Origin of the sequence: Actinomyces denticolens, from assembly GCF_002072185.1 — a bacterium.
Lineage (GTDB): Bacteria > Actinomycetota > Actinomycetes > Actinomycetales > Actinomycetaceae > Actinomyces > Actinomyces denticolens.
The window spans coordinates 24,374-39,372 of the sequence record NZ_MVIW01000002.1; the positions used below are offsets into that span (position 1 = coordinate 24,374).

The following is a 14,999-nucleotide window of genomic DNA, read 5'->3' on the forward strand; positions in this document are numbered from 1 at the left end:
CGCCCTTGTGGGGCGGGGACGCGCACGTGGGCCGACGGCGGCGCGGCGGTGTGCGCGTCAGCGATGCATTCGGCGGGCGGAGCGGAAGGACATGGCGCGAAGATGCCATGGCGGCGCCGCGTCTCGCAAGCGCGTCCGGATCCCGGGAGAACCGCGGGTCACAGTGGGATCACGAGACATGGTTGTGAGGGAGGTCACTGGAATGTGGAGGTGGGGTGCTGATCCGCGAGATTCCGGGGATTGAGGGGCGTGCGAGACGGGTGTTACCAATGTGAAATTAGTGGTCACTGTTCTCAAAGGGGTGAATGGTGGCTAATGTTCCTGTTGTATCGCCGTGCGACCCATGGCACGGGAATGTCAGACCCTGGAGGATCCGTGAGCCCTAGACACCGTTCGTTCCGGACGGCACGCGTCTTCGCCGCCGCCACCGCTCTGGCCGTCGCGATGGTTCCCAGCGCGCTCGCCGACACCGTCGACCAGGACGACATCGATGAGGCGAAGAAGGCCGAGAGCCAGACGTCGTCGTCGATCGCCGACCTCGAGGTGCAGCTCGCCCAGTTGAAGTCCGACCTCCAGGCCTCGCAGATCAAGGCCGCCTCCGCCAACGAGGACTACCTCGAGGCCGCCGCCGAGCTCGAGGTCGCCACCACCGCGGCCGCTGACGCCCAGACCGCGGCCGACGATGCCGCCGCGGCCACCGAGACCGCCCGCTCCAGCCTGGGCGCCACCGTCGTCGAGACCTACCAGGACGGCGGCAACCCCCTCGACGCCCTCACCCCGTACCTGTCCTCCGAGTCGCTGGCCGATGCGACGGATACCTCCGTGGCGCTGACCCGCGTGGGCGAGAATCGCAGCGCCGACCTGCAGAACTTCGAGGCGCATCAGGCGGTGGCCGAGAACATGCGGAGCATCGCCCAGACCAAGGTGGCGGAGAAGGAGACCGCCGCCACCAACGCCCAGAGCCTCAAGGCCACGGCCGACGCCGAGGTGACCAAGGCCTCCACGGCCGTCGCCGACGCGAAGTCCAAGCGCGAGTCGCTCATCTCACAGCTCGCGACGCAGCGCAACACCACTGTCGAGCTGGAGACCCAGTATCAGGACCGCCTCGAGGCCGAGCGCCAGGCGCGCGAGGAGGCGGCCGCCAAGACCGCCGCCGAGGAGGCCGCGCGCAAGGCCGAGGAGGAGAAGCGGGCGCAGGCCTCCGCGTCCCCCGCGCCGACCGCGCCCCCGACCCCCAGCCCCTCGCCCAGCCAGTCCCCCTCCGCGACCCCGACCCCCGAGGCGACGACGGCGCCGGCCACGACCGAGGCCGCCCCCGCCACGACGGAGGCAGCGCCGGAGACGACCGAGGCCGCCCCCGCCCCGGCCCCCGAGACCGAGGTCGCTCCGGAGCCGGAGCCCGAGGCGGAGGCCGTTCCGGAGCCCGAGCCGGAGCCGGAGCCCGCTCCCGCCGTCAACGTCGCCCAGACGGCGATCGACACGTCCTACACCTTCCTCGGCGTGCCCTATGTCTGGGGTGGCGAGAGTTACGACGGCGTCGACTGCTCCGGCCTGGTGATGCTGTCCTACCAGGCTGCGGGCGTCTATCTCACGCACTCCTCGCGCGTGCAGTACGGCGAGGGGGCTCAGGTGCCCATCGACGAGGCCCAGCCCGGCGACCTCGTGTTCTGGTCCTCCGATGGGACGCAGTCGGGGATCTACCACGTGGCCATCTACCTCGGTGATGATCAGATGATCGAGGCCCCGACCTTCGGCGTCCCGGTGCGCGTGACCGGCATGCGTTACTCCGGCGTCATGCCCTACGTCGTTCGCTTCTGAGCCCGCTTCCGACCGCGCCCTCCCCTCCCCCTCGCCTCGGGAAAAAGTGGGAAGAGTAGGAAAAGGGGCGATTGATCAGTGGGCGCGGTGCTGCTGCTCGCGCTCGTAGGAGCGGCGGATCTCCGCCTCGGCCTCGTCGCGCCCCACCCAGTGGGCGCCCTCCACGCTCTTGCCCGGTTCCAGGTCCTTGTACACCTCGAAGAAGTGCTGGATCTCCAGGCGGTGGAACTCGCTGACGTCCTCGATGTCCGTGCGCCAGGAGGCGCGCTGGTCCGCTGCGGGCACGCACAGGACCTTGTCGTCGCCGCCCTTCTCGTCGCGCATGCGGAACATGCCCAGCGCGCGGCAGCGGATGACGCATCCGGGGAAGGTCGGTTCCTCCAGGAGGACGAGCGCGTCCAGCGGATCCCCGTCCTCACCGAGGGTCTCGTCGATGAAGCCGTAGTCGTCGGGGTAGCGAGTGGAGGTGAAGAGCATCCTGTCGAGACGGATGCGACCGGTCTCGTGGTCGATCTCGTACTTGTTCCGGTTCCCCTTGGGGATCTCGATGGTGACGTCGAACTCCACGCTGTGCTCCTGACTCTTGTGCGATCCGCGGGAATCCCGGGCGACCCCGGCGCTCCCCGCGGCTGCGGACGGGGCGGCGCAGCTCTGGGAGGGCTGGCCATGATGGCACTAGTGTGGACTACGACGGCGTCTCCCGCCCGCATCCCAGCGGACTGTCAAGCGCCGGCATGACCGAGCACCCCACCCGGCAACAGATCGGAGGCGCCGTGCGCCGCATCACGACCGCCGCCCTCACCGCGGCGACCCTGCTGGTCGTCGGCGGCTACTACGGCGTCGCCGACGCCCTCGACGTCGTGCCCGGGCCGTTGACCGTCACCGGCGCGGGCCGTCCCGCGGCCTTCCCCACCGCGGCAGCCCTCGACGGCGCGGCGGGCTCCACCGCCTCCCCCTACGACTCCTCCGCGCCGAGCCCCGATGGCGGGGCGGTGGCCAGCTACGCCTCCGCCCTCGCCGCCGACTCCCGAGTGGCCGGTTCCACCACCGCCGTGAGCGTCGTCGACGTCGCCACGGGCGAGCAGGTCGCCGGCGTCAGCCAGGACACCCTGCTCACCCCGGCCTCCACCAACAAGATCCTCACCGCCTGGGCCGCCCTGCGCGCCCTGGGCGCGGACCACGCCCTGAGCACCCGCACCGTCCTCTCGGGCGCCTCAGGCGGGACCCCCACCGTCACCCTCATCGGCGGCGGGGACGTCCTCATGGCCGAGGACAAGGGGGACCCGAACGCCGTCATCGGACGCGCGGGACTGGGCGACCTCGCCCGTTCCACCGCTGAGAGCCTCAAGGTCCAGGGCGTGACCTCCGTGGCGGTCGCCCTCGACGACACCCTCTTCCCCGCGGATCAGACGTGGTCCGGCGACTGGGAGGACGGCAATCAGTCCTTCGTCGCCCCGGTCCAGCCGATCATGATCAACGTGCGGGCCCACGAGGGGACCCGCTCCTACCCCGCGGATCCCGCCAACGACGCCGCCCAGGCGTTCTCCAAGCACTTGCAGGCCGCCGGCATCGCCGTCTCGGGCGTGTCCCGGGGTCGGGCCGACGCCGGCGCCACCGACCTCGCCTCCGTGTCCTCCGCGTCGCTGGGCGACATCCTCGGCGTGTCCCTCAAGACCTCGGACAACGCGATGACCGAGGTCGAGGGGCGGCTCATCGCGGCCGCCGCGGGCGAGCCGACCACCTTCGCGGGCGCCACCCGGGCCGTCATCGCGCAGCTCGAGGCCGATGGGATCTCGACGCAGGGCATCACCCTCAAGGACTGCTCGGGACTGGCCACGGGCAACAAGATCCCGGCCCGCCTGCTCACCGACATCCTCCTCAAGGCCGCGGGCCCTGACGGCGGGACAGCGGGGCGCACCCTCATCGCCGATCTGCCCGTGGGCGCCCTCGACGGCACGCTCAACGACCGCCTCGTCTCCCAGACCGGCGCCGGGACCGTGCGCGCCAAGACCGGCTCGCTGGACCAGACGGCCTCCCTCGCCGGGACCGTGGTGACCGCCAACGGCCGTCTCCTGGTCTTCGCCGTCATCATCGACGGATTCGCCCCCGGTGGCCTGACCGGCGCCCGCGCCGCGATGGATGAGGACTTCGTGGTGCCCCTGGCCAAGAGCTGATGGGCTCCGGGCGGTGGCCGCGGCCCGGCCCTGAGGAGGGCGTTGGCGCGGCGTCGACGGCGCGGGGGCTCGTCGACTGGAGTCGCGTGGAGGCATCCGCCGGGGTCGTGATCCCGGTTGCGGGGCCGCGGGCGCACCGGGCCGCCCGTGGCGCCGTGGTGGAGCTGCTGCGGCGGGGTGCCGAGACGGCGCCGGAGCGCGTCGCCGCGATCACGGGCATGCGGGGGGCCGTGCGGGGGACTGGAGCCGGCGCGCGGGTACTCGTGGTGGACCGGGCGGGCCTCGTGCGCGCCACGGCCGGGTTCCTGGCACGGCTCCTCGACGGCGTTCCCGCACCCCCTGCCGGCCCCGTGGCCCGCCAGACCTCCGCCTGGGAGGCGGGCGCCGTTCTCGGGGCCCTGTCCTGCCGACTGCTGGGCCAGGTGCTTCCGCCCATCACGCAGGCCCTCCCCGGGGATGCGGGCCGCCCGGGAGGCGCGGCATCGGACCGCGTCGAGGGCTCCGATCAGCGCCCCCTGCTCCTGCTCGTGGCGCCCAACGTCCTGGCCCTCCAGCGCCGTGAGAAACTCGACCTCGCGGACCTGGCGGCATGGGTGACCATGCATGAGGCCGTCCACGCCTTTCAACTCGACGCCGCGCCCTGGCTCGCCGACCACTTGGTGGCTCGTCTGCGCGAGGAGGTGGGCGCCGTCGTCGAGGAACTGCCCGGGGCGGGCCCCGCGGGGATCGCCGCCATCGCCAGGACCGGCGGCCCGGGGAGGGGCGAGGGGCTCGCCGGCGGCAAGGGGGCAGGCGGGGAGACTGGGCCGGCCGAGCTGCGCGCCACCCTCGCCTTCCTGGAGGGGCACGCCCGGGCCGTCCTCGACGGCGTCACCCCCGCGCTGATCCCCTCGGCGCACGTGCTCCGGACGGTGCTCGAGGCCGACCCCGCCGCTCCGACCGGGCGGAGGAGCCGTCAGGGGCGCGGGCAGGGCGGCGGGCAGGGGCTCATCGCCGATCTCCTCCGCGGGCGACTGCTCCGCGTCGCGCGGGCGGCGCGGTTCTCGCGGGCCGTCGTCGCGCGCGCCGGCCACGAGGGGCTCAACCGGGCCTGGGCGTCGCCGTGGGCCCTGCCCACGGCCGCCGAGCTGGCGAGCCCCGAGGCCTGGCTGGAGCGGGTCGGGAGCGGGGCCCACCTCTCATGAGCCCGGCTGGGGGATCTGATCGGGTGCTCCCGCCGCGGCGGGGACGGTGCCCTCCCCGCTGCCAGGGCCCTTGAACAGCCCCTGAACAGGCCCTGAACAGTCCATCTGACCAGAGTGATGATCACGGAATGGGGGCGATGGGACTCTGGGGGAGGCCCTGCGCCGGAGCGGTCTGGCAGGCTTGGCCCGCGCCGCCGCCGTCCCGACCCGGACGAGTCATCGGTGCGAATGACGAGGAATGAGGGAGGATGAGGGCATGGATGCTGCCGATATGGGCGCCGATCTCCAGCAGGTGCTGATCTCGCGCGAGGAGATCGAGAGCCGACTGGATGACATGGCCGAGAGGATCGACGCCGACTACGCCGATGAGGATCTGCTGCTGGTTGGTGTGCTCAAGGGCGCCGTGTACGTCATGGCGGACCTGTCGCGGCGCCTTCACCGCAATGCGCCCATGGACTGGATGGCCGTGTCCTCCTACGGCTCGGGCACGAAGTCATCCGGCGTGGTGCGCATCCTCAAGGATCTCGACACCGACCTCACGGGCCGCCACGTGCTCATCGTCGAGGACATCATCGATTCCGGCCTCACCCTGTCCTGGCTGCTGGGCAACCTCGCCAGCCGGGGGGCGGCGAGCGTGGAGATCGCCACGCTCCTGCGAAAGCCGGAGGCGATGAAGGTCGCGGTCGACGTCAAGTATGTGGGCTTCGACATCCCCAATGAGTTCGTCGTCGGCTACGGCCTGGACTACGCCGAGCGCTACCGCAACCTGCCCTTCATCGCGACCCTGCGCCCCGAGGTCTACGGCGGCTGAGAGCGGCGGGGCGACGGCATGCTCAGCGCGTGGCGGCGCCGACTTCTCCTTGGAATCACGTCGGCTCGTCCCTCGCTTGCAGGCTCCCGCGCGCATACGGCCCGTCAACGCACGTACGAGGCTCCGCGGCCCTTCTCCCTTCCGCGTCATTCCAACGCTTCGCCCGCCGGACCCCGTTCTGAGCGTGCCACGGCCGGCGCTTCAGCCCGACCCATCCCGCTTCGTCCCATCCCGGCCTTCGCCATCCCCCGCACGCCCGGCGCGAACGTGAGGCGCCCGGGTGCGGTGATCCGCGGCCTCATGGGATAGCGTCGGACCAGAATGACGCTCCGGGTACGTTGAAGGGACGCACCGCCCATGAAGAAGCCTGGCCAGAGCCCCAAGCCCACTCCCTCGGGGGGCCGGGGCGGCAACAGCGACCGCCGTGACCCCTCCGGCCGCGGCGACAAGAAGAACCGCAAGCGCAGGGGCGCCCTCGGCAGCCCCTTCGTGTGGGCCGCCCCCATCGTGCTCGTCGCCGTTCTCATCTGGGCCCTCTACTCCTCCCTCAGCGGCTACCGCGCCATCGACACCTCCGACGGCCTGACCATCCTCAGTGACGGCACCACGATCAAGTCGATCACCGTCATCGACGGCACCAATCGCGTCGAGCTCGACCTCGCGGCCCCCTACACCGCCAAGGCCAAGCTCCCCGGCCAGGAGGATCGGCAGGTCGGGGACAAGGTCCAGTTCACCTACACCGACGCCCAGGCCGCCCAGGTCGACGAGCTCGTTCAGAAGGCCGCGCCCGTCGGCGGCTTCAACTCGGTGGTCCCCACCAGCTCCTGGTGGAGCTCCCTGCTCCAGATCACGCTGCCCATGCTCTTCTTCCTGGGTCTGCTCTGGTTCCTCATGAGCCGTGTCTCCGGTGGCTCGTCCGGCCCCCTCGGCTTCGGCAAATCCAAGGCCAAGATCGGCTCCAAGGAGATGCCCGATGTCACCTTCGACGACGTCGCGGGTGAGGATGAGGCGGTCGAGGAGCTCGAGGAGATCCGCGAGTTCCTCTCCGAGCCCGAGAAGTTCAAGGCCGTCGGCGCCAAGATCCCCAAGGGCGTCCTCCTCTACGGCCCGCCGGGGACGGGCAAGACCCTGCTGGCCAAGGCCGTGGCGGGCGAGGCCGGCGTGCCCTTCTTCTCCATGAGCGGCTCGGAGTTCGTCGAGATGTTCGTCGGCGTCGGCGCCTCCCGCGTGCGCGACCTCTTCGATCAGGCCAAGGAGAACGCCCCCGCCATCATCTTCGTCGACGAGATCGACGCCGTCGGGCGTCACCGCGGCTCCGGCATGGGCGGCGGCCACGACGAGCGCGAGCAGACCCTCAACCAGCTCCTCGTCGAGATGGACGGCTTCGACGCCACCACCAACGTCATCCTCATCGCCGCGACCAACCGGCCCGACGTCCTCGACCCCGCGCTCCTGCGCCCCGGCCGCTTCGACCGCCAGGTCTCCGTGGAGGCCCCCGACATGGCCGGGCGCGCCGCCATCCTCAAGGTCCACGCCAAGGGCAAGCCCATGACCGGCGACGTCGACCTCGACCAGGTCGCCAAGCGCACCCCCGGCTTCACCGGCGCCGACCTGGCCAACGTCCTCAATGAGGCCGCCCTGCTCACCGCCCGCTCCAACGCGCAGCTCATCGACAATCGCGCCCTGGACGAGGCCATCGACCGCGTCATCGCCGGCCCCCAGAAGCGCACCCGCGTCATGAACGACCACGAGAAGGCCGTCACCGCCTACCATGAGGCCGGCCACGCCTTGTGCGCCGCCGCCGGCGCCTACTCCGACCCCGTCACCAAGGTGACGATCCTCCCGCGCGGCAAGGCCCTGGGCTACACCATGGTCATGCCCGCGGACGACAAGTACTCCACCACCCGCAACGAGCTCCTCGATCAGCTCGTCTACGCCATGGGCGGGCGCGCCGCCGAGGAGATCGTCTTCCGCGACCCCACCACCGGCGCCTCCAACGACATCGAGAAGGCCACCGGCACCGCCCGCCGCATGGTCACCGACTTCGGCATGACCCGCAGCGTCGGCGCCGTCAAGCTCGGCACCACCGAGAACGAGACCGTCCTGGGCCTGTCCGCCACCAACCGGGACTTCTCCGAGGCCGTCGCCGCGCAGGTCGACGCCGAGGTCCGCGAGCTCCTCGACGCCGCCCACCGCGAGGCCTGGGAGATCCTCACCCGCAACCGCGACGTCCTGGAGAACCTGGCCACCCAGCTCCTGGAGAAGGAGACCCTCCTGGAGAAGGACCTGGAGGCGATCTTCGCCCCCGTCGTCAAGCAGCCCGAGCGGCCCCTGTGGTCCGCTGATGACAGCCTCGTCCTTCCCGACGGCGTCGCCGGTTCCTTCACCGGATCGCGCCTCCCGCGCCGCCCCGCCGCCGGGGCGGACACAGCGGAGGGCACGGCGATGGGCGCTGACGCCGCTGGCTCCGAGGGCCCCCTCGCATGACCTACGACGCCGAGGGCGTGCGCCGCGCCGTGCGCGATCTCCTGACCGCCGTCGGCGAGGACCCGGACCGCGAGGGCCTGCGCGACACCCCCGAGAGGATGGCCCGCGCCTACGCGGAGCTCTTCGCCGGGCTCGATGAGGACCCGGGCAAGCATGTGGAGCGGGTTTTCGAGGTCGGCCACCACGAGATGGTCCTCGTGCGCGACATCCCCATGTACTCCGTGTGCGAGCACCACCTCCTGCCCTTTCACGGCGTCGCCCACGTGGCCTACCTGCCCGGTGAGCGGGGGAGGGTCACCGGGCTGTCCAAGCTGGCGCGGCTCGTGGAGGGCTACGCGCGCCGGCCCCAGGTCCAGGAGAGGCTCACGGCCCAGATCGCCGACGCCCTCGTCGAGCACCTGTGCATGTCCATGCGGGGCGTGCGCAAGCCCGGCTCCAACACCGTCACCTCGGCCGTGCGCGGCCAGCTGCGTAACGCCGCCACCCGCGCCGAGGCCATGAGCCTCATCCAGGGCGGGAGGCACTGACTGGCGCGGGTGCTCTGCCTGGGAACAGGCGTATAGTGGATGGGATCAGTGACATACTCCACGAAGAAATGGCCTCACCCACTTGGCGCAGCCATCCCATCCGGTGGGCGCGATGGACGAGTTGCTTACCCCCAGGTGGGTAGGAGTTGTGCTGGCGGAGGCGCTGGCAGCTGGGCACAGGACCAGCAGGCTGCTGACGATGACGGCAGGGAGGAGGCGAGAGGCGCGGGCGATCATGGGGGTTCCTTGTCCTAGCGGGGATGATGCCCCTATTTTTCGCCGCACGTGATGGCAGCGATAGTCTTCGAACGGATGATCCTCTTCTCGTTGTTCTAGGACTATCCGCCGAGCCATGGGGCACAGGGATGACGTCGGATGAACTCTCTGTACCCCGCCGGCTCATGGCATGGTGCGGACCTGGATCGGAACACTGAAGACGACGGACCACCGCTCGGCCGATCTGCTCACGGTGAAGGTTCCCCCTAGTGTCTCGATCCGACGCCGCGCCCCATCCAGGCCGATCTTGGAGGACAGCGCGTCGCTGATGGGGGCATCAGGGCTGATCGCGTTGGCGCACATGCACTCGAGGGTGTTGCCGTCAGTCTCAACGACGAGCGAGACCGCGGAGGACGGGGAGGCGTACTTCGCGGCATTAGTGATGAGCTCACCGATGACCCTCACCAACTGCTGATGCACGCCTGGGGTGATCGCTGGGCTGTCGAGGAGCTCGACGCCCTCCTCTGCCAGCGTTGCGCCGCGATCGGCGAGCGAGGCCCGGGATCTCGCGATGGTCTCGGAAAGGCGCGGTGGCGGGGAGGATGCCAGGAGGAGGAGGGCGTCGTCGCCCTTGGCGGCGCTCATCGTCTTGAGGCTCCGCCGCAACTGCTTGATAGCGGTGCGGATCGGGGGAATGATAACAGCGAGCTCTCGTTGGAGGAGATCGTCATTGGGATGCGCTAAACGGCTCTGCTCGGCGAGCATGACCGCATGGCTCAGGTCGCGGACCACGGTGTCATGGAGCTCGGAGACCACGAGGCGCCGTTGCTGCTCCAGTCTCTCCTGGCGCTTCTGCTCACTCGTGGTGATCATGTGGCGATGGCGCCGAACAGTCTCACCACCAGCGAGACAGGGGGAGGCGATGATCGTCGTCACGAGGAGGCCAATGGTGGCGCCATTGGGCGAAAAGGCCGCGTAGGCGACGAACGCGAGGGCATGAGCCCCGGCGGCCAGGTAGGTCACCCGGCGAGGGTATCCCCGGGCGAGGAGCATCGCGCAGATGAACCAGGGGACAGCGAGGGCGGAGAGGGCGATTGGCTCCGCCCCGACCAGACCGATCCAGCTGAGGAGGAGGCTTGCGAGGAGGCCGGGGGCAGGGCGCAGTGAGGACAGGGGGAGGCAACCCACGAGGAGCGCGGTGATCCCGAGAACCCAGGGCTGCCAGGAGCCGCTCGTGACCGGGGAGATGGCGAACAGGAACAGAGCGATCCCCGCGTGCATCAGATGCGCATGTCTCGTGGCCCACCACACGGGGGAGGCCTGCTCGTCAGTTCTGTGAGGACGCATGATCGCACCTCTCGGAGGAGAACGTGATGGTTACGATCATCCCATGCACAACGACGCCATTCCCGCTGATCAAGACAATGTCCGTGACGAGAAGTGCCGAGTGGTGGTCGTCGACGACGACCCGATGGTCCTGCAGGCCCTACGGGCCTACCTGAATGAGGATGAGAGGATCGAGGTGCTCCGCACCTTCAACTCGGCCAGGCAGGCGTTGGCCTTCCTCCAGCGCTACCGGGTGCATGTGCTCATCACCGATGTGCGCATGCCGGGCATGGATGGATTGGAGCTGCTCGCCGCCGTGAGGAGGGACGTGCCGGAGACGGCCGTCATCATGCTCACCTCCTTCGATGATGATGAGGCCATGAGAACGTCGCTGGACCAGCGCGCTAACGGCTTCCTCCTCAAGGACTCCTCTCCCGAGGAGGTGATCCGCGCCGTCCACGCCGCCCGCGACGGTGGCACAACGATCTCCCCAGCCACCGCCTCCCGCCTCGTGGCCCAGCACCTGCGCCCGATGTCGGGGCCCCGCCCTGGCATCACCAAAGCCGAGGCCGAGGTCCTCGCCCTCCTCTGCGAGGGGTGTTCCAACGCGGAGATCGCGGAGAAGCTCTACCTCTCCGAGGCCACTGTCAAGACCCATATCTCGCATGTCATGAAGAAGTACGGTGTGAGCTCCCGGTTGAAGCTCGTCGTTACCGTTCACCAGGAGGAGCTGTGACCTGGCCACCTGAATCGGTGATGGCCTCATGAGGGAGCTGGAGCGCCCCCGCGCCGTACCAGGTGCTCATCCCATCTCCGCTGTCCTCGCACACGAGGGTCTGGTCCTCCGGCGGGCAGGGGATCGGGGAGGCGAGGGACTTCAGTTCATCTTCTACCTCATCAGCGAGAATACCCTGTGAGAGGAGGATGGCCGCAGCCGCCGCGACCTGGGGCGCCGCGAAGGATGTACCGCTCTCATGCCAGTAGTAGCGGCAGGACGCGGGGCCTGCCGGGCAATCATGGAGGATCTCATCGGTGAGGGGCGTCCCGTCGTCGGCGAGAGCCCCGGCCCGGCGCAGGAGATCAGCGGAGGCTGCGGACAGGATCGCGTCGTCCTGGCTGAGCGTGGTGCCAGCTGGGTCGTACATGACCGGGTCCCCACCGGGCGCGACGATATCAATGGCCGTCCCAGTGTTTGAGTACGGCGCCCTCGTCCCGTTCTTGGACAACGCCCCGACGGTGATGGCGTCGTCGAACTGGGCCGGCATGGTCACGCACTCATCGGTGACGGGCCTCTTGCCTTGGCCGGACCATCGCGAGTACTCGTCCTCGGTGCCGTTGTCAAGGTCGAACGCCTTGTTCCCAGAGGCGGCCACGAGGAGAACGCCGCGTGAGGAGGCGTATTCCAAGGCTGATGTGATCCTCTCCAGGTCCTCTTCCTGCTGCTCGCGCTCCTGCGGAGTGTCTTGCGGCGCATCCTCACAGAGCCGGAACCAGGGGTCGATGGTGAAGCTCATGACAAGTATGTCGAGCTCGGCGTCCGCGCCGTACCTGATCGCCTGACTCGTGGCTTCGGCGGTGAAGATCCCTTTCTGATCCCCGGCTTTGAGGCTGACGATGCGGGCGCCTGGGGCTGCCCCGACGATACCGTGCCCATCCGCGGAGGCGGCGATGATGCCGGCGACCCCGGTGCCATGGCCCGCCCCGTCGAATCCTGGATCGCCACAGCCGGGATCGTCGTCGCAGGAGTTTCCCGTGAGGAATGACCTGCTTGTGGCGGCGTCATAGGCGGGGGCAAGGTCTGGATGGTCGGAGTCCACGCCGGTGTCGATGATTCCGATGGATACGCCGGACCCGTATGACGGCGTGCCCGGGACCTCTAACCAATCCAGGTACCACTGCTCGGATAGGAGTGGATCAGGGGGGAGCGAATCGCTGGACGGCGCGCCATCCGGAGATGGGCATGCGCTCGCCGGGCCGCCCACCAGGCCGAGCAGCAATGCCATTGCTACCGGGATCGCCAGCGCCGCGCGAGGAGACCGTTGGGCGCCACGGCATCTCAGACGGGTCACCATCGGGCCACCTCCTCGTAGAGCTCGCGCACAGGGGCGGTGGTCAGGAGGACGGAGCCGTTGTGCTCGATCCAGGAGAGGAACCCGGCCTCTCCATTGTAGGGGGCGCGCTCTCGGCCGATGACGAGATCGATCAGGTGGCCCTGGCGCCGGGCGGCGTGCACGAGCGCGGCATCCTTCTCTATGTCACTGGACAGGGAAGCGCCAGTCTTGGCCAGGGCTCCTCGGAGTGCGAGGAGCCTCGCTTCGACGTGCTCGAGGCTCTCCGAAGAGGGCTGGGCGCTGCGCTGGATCCAGTCGCGCATCCCTTCCGGGGCCCTGGAATCCAGGATTGTGCTGATGGATGAGGAGAGATCGGGGCGATGAATCCTGATCATGATGCGTTTCTTTCTATGGTCGCGATGTGCTGGTTAAGGCGGCTATAAGAGCTGTCCCAAGCGCTCGTCCATCCATGTCGACTCAATGAGCCGACGATCCAGAATGGACTGCCGGGAGTTGAAGCGATGCCCTTCCCCGGGAAAGATGGATAGCGTCACATCCGCTCCGGCCACGAGCAGGTTCTCGTACAAGAAGATCGATTGCTCCGGTGTGGTCGCGGAATTCTCATCCGAATCCCCGCAGGTCAGGAGGAAGGGGATCCTTCGATGGTCGCGGCTGTCGGGGAGGATGGACATCATGCGGTAGAGAGCAGGGTCTGAGGCGGATGTCCGGCGATCGTGCTCGAACCCGGCCGGAGTCGTGTACCGATCGTATGCGCCGCTGCGCAGCAGGACGCCCGTAGGGGAGGAGGCGCCTCGCAGCACGGAGATAGCGGCGAGCGCGGCGCCGAAACTGTGCCCGCCGAGGAAAGGCGTGCCCGCCGATGGCAGTTCCTCGGCGATCATTCCCAGTGCGGCCTCCCAGGCACTGTTCAACTCGGAGAGGATGTCTTGAGCCTCGAGCCTTGACAAGGCTAGGTAATCGATGCCGACCCGGACTACCGGTCGTGATCCGGCATGGCACCATCGGACGCTGTCCGGCTGGAGCATGCCGAGATCGAGATGCGCGGGGCGGCGTTCTTGGGTAGGAAGCGACCAGGCGTTGGCGAACCAGACCAGGGGCGGGGCGCTCCTCGCGGACTCGGCCGAGGTGACGTCGACGGTGCGCTCAGGAAGGACACGGGTCACGGTTACTGCCGACTGCCCCATGCTCGGATCCTCCGTCGAGGGGCACCACAGGATCGGCGCGGAAGGCTCCTCGGGGGCCTCGCGCGAGGGCTGTGCGCTGGGGACGGCGACCAGGCGGTGGCCGCCATCAATGGTGATCACCTGGACGTTGTCATCGGTGCTGCCGGGCAGGACGCGGTCGATGGGATGGTCGCCGCTCCACGAGCCCCCAGGCCAGCGCAGGACATGGGGCGTGCGGAGCTCGACCCAGACGCCGTTAAGCCCCGGAATGCCGGTGTAGTGGCTGACGCCGTCGTCCACGACGGCCAGGACCGAGCCATCATCCACGCGGTAGGACGTGGTCTCTTCCTCGAGCCGCTCGGTGAAGACTGGAATGACGCTCTCGCCCAGTCGGCGGTGGGCGACGGAGCCGCGCGGCAGATCGCCGACGAGCGAGACTGACGGCTCAGCATCCTCCGCCTCCGGCGGGCCGCCACTGACCAGGTACTGGTGGACATGATCCTCGCGGAGGAAATCCGCCAGTTCCTGGGGTGTGCCGGCCACTCCGATGAGGAAGGGGCTGCCCGGCTCGATCAGCACCACCGAGCCTTGTGGGAGACCGGGCAGGGGGCGGTCGTCGATCATGACAGTGCACAGGGATGAGGTGAAGAACTCCTCCACCGTCGCATCTGGCCATATGGATGCCCCAGTGCTGTCCCGGGTGATGACCTCGGATGGCTGGTGCTCAGGCCGGAGCCAGACGACATGGTCGCCGAAGGACCACAGGCGCGTCGTCCCCGCCTGATTGGGCCTGAGGCCCAGGAGGGAGCGCGTGCTCGCGCCCCAGCGGACCGGCTCTGCCCCCACCTCGGCGCAGGCGCTGACATCGACACGGCCGTCGTCCCTCCAGGTGGAGAGCACCCACCCCTTCGGGCCATAGGGGAGGGGAAGCCCGTCCCCACGCTCGGAGAAGAGGGCTGGGCGATCGTTCACCACGGTGCCCAGGTATCCATGCGGGACGCTGGAGGAGACGATGTCGCCGGACTGCCGGTCGTAGGTCACGCCCCTGTACCGGAGTAGGTCCATTCGCGGCCGGGGAACGCTGCGGAACACGGGCGCCTCGAGAACGGCCCTCGCCCCGGTGCGGTGGTCGACGAGCGTGTGAATGCTCAGTTGATTGAGCCCTTGCTTGCGGTGCTGGATCGGTAGCGTGGTGATGCTCGCGCTCATGGGATGTCCTTT

12 protein-coding genes are annotated in these 14,999 nt (G+C 69.3%); 7 read left to right on the forward strand and 5 right to left on the reverse strand.

The window, feature by feature from the left end; genetic code table 11:
• Positions 1-444: 444 nt before the first annotated feature.
• The gene (locus B1H55_RS00770) at positions 445-1,818 is read left to right on the forward strand and encodes a C40 family peptidase (protein ID WP_080461518.1); all 1,374 of its coding nucleotides are present in this window, start codon (positions 445-447) and stop codon (positions 1,816-1,818) included.
• Positions 1,819-1,893: 75 nt separating this feature from the next.
• Here the strand turns inward: B1H55_RS00770 and B1H55_RS00775 are convergent, their stop codons facing one another.
• Positions 1,894-2,385, reverse strand: a complete 492-nt coding sequence (locus B1H55_RS00775) for an inorganic diphosphatase (RefSeq protein ID WP_073451538.1) — start codon at positions 2,383-2,385, stop codon at positions 1,894-1,896.
• Between the two features lie 206 nt (positions 2,386-2,591).
• Between B1H55_RS00775 and dacB the strand changes: the two genes are divergently transcribed.
• From dacB to folE, 5 genes are all read left to right on the forward strand, one after another.
• The gene (dacB, locus tag B1H55_RS00780; protein WP_077240940.1) at positions 2,592-3,992 is read left to right on the forward strand and encodes a D-alanyl-D-alanine carboxypeptidase/D-alanyl-D-alanine endopeptidase; all 1,401 of its coding nucleotides are present in this window, start codon (positions 2,592-2,594) and stop codon (positions 3,990-3,992) included.
• The gene (locus B1H55_RS00785) at positions 3,992-5,176 is read left to right on the forward strand and encodes a zinc-dependent metalloprotease (RefSeq protein ID WP_077240516.1); all 1,185 of its coding nucleotides are present in this window, start codon (positions 3,992-3,994) and stop codon (positions 5,174-5,176) included. Before dacB ends, B1H55_RS00785 begins: the two co-directional genes overlap by 1 nt.
• A 256-nt stretch (positions 5,177-5,432) precedes the next feature.
• Positions 5,433-5,987, forward strand: a complete 555-nt coding sequence (hpt, locus tag B1H55_RS00790; protein WP_073451616.1) for a hypoxanthine phosphoribosyltransferase — start codon at positions 5,433-5,435, stop codon at positions 5,985-5,987.
• Positions 5,988-6,344: 357 nt separating this feature from the next.
• On the forward strand, positions 6,345-8,474 hold the full coding sequence (ftsH, locus tag B1H55_RS00795) for an ATP-dependent zinc metalloprotease FtsH (RefSeq protein ID WP_073451536.1): 2,130 nt from the start codon (positions 6,345-6,347) through the stop codon (positions 8,472-8,474).
• The gene (folE, locus tag B1H55_RS00800; protein ID WP_080461520.1) at positions 8,471-9,001 is read left to right on the forward strand and encodes a GTP cyclohydrolase I FolE; all 531 of its coding nucleotides are present in this window, start codon (positions 8,471-8,473) and stop codon (positions 8,999-9,001) included. Before ftsH ends, folE begins: the two co-directional genes overlap by 4 nt.
• Before the next feature lie 399 nt (positions 9,002-9,400).
• Here folE and B1H55_RS00805 read toward each other — a convergent pair whose 3' ends face one another.
• Positions 9,401-10,498, reverse strand: a complete 1,098-nt coding sequence (locus B1H55_RS00805; RefSeq protein ID WP_231952762.1) for a sensor histidine kinase — start codon at positions 10,496-10,498, stop codon at positions 9,401-9,403.
• 109 nt (positions 10,499-10,607) lie between these two features.
• Here B1H55_RS00805 and B1H55_RS00810 point away from each other — a divergent pair, with 109 nt between their 5' ends.
• A complete protein-coding gene (locus tag B1H55_RS00810; protein WP_073451533.1) occupies positions 10,608-11,279 on the forward strand; it encodes a response regulator in 672 nt (223 codons plus the stop codon).
• Here the strand turns inward: B1H55_RS00810 and B1H55_RS00815 are convergent.
• The 3 genes from B1H55_RS00815 to B1H55_RS00825 form a co-directional block, all read right to left on the reverse strand.
• Complete coding sequence (locus B1H55_RS00815; RefSeq protein ID WP_240494172.1) at positions 11,254-12,525, reverse strand: S8 family peptidase; 1,272 nt, start codon at positions 12,523-12,525, stop codon at positions 11,254-11,256. The genes B1H55_RS00810 and B1H55_RS00815 overlap by 26 nt on opposite strands.
• A gap of 83 nt (positions 12,526-12,608) precedes the next feature.
• Positions 12,609-12,989, reverse strand: coding sequence for a hypothetical protein (locus tag B1H55_RS00820; RefSeq protein WP_073451531.1), 381 nt, complete (start codon positions 12,987-12,989; stop codon positions 12,609-12,611).
• A 42-nt stretch (positions 12,990-13,031) separates the two neighbouring features.
• Positions 13,032-14,987, reverse strand: a complete 1,956-nt coding sequence (locus tag B1H55_RS00825; protein WP_073451530.1) for an alpha/beta hydrolase family protein — start codon at positions 14,985-14,987, stop codon at positions 13,032-13,034.
• Positions 14,988-14,999 lie beyond the last annotated feature (12 nt).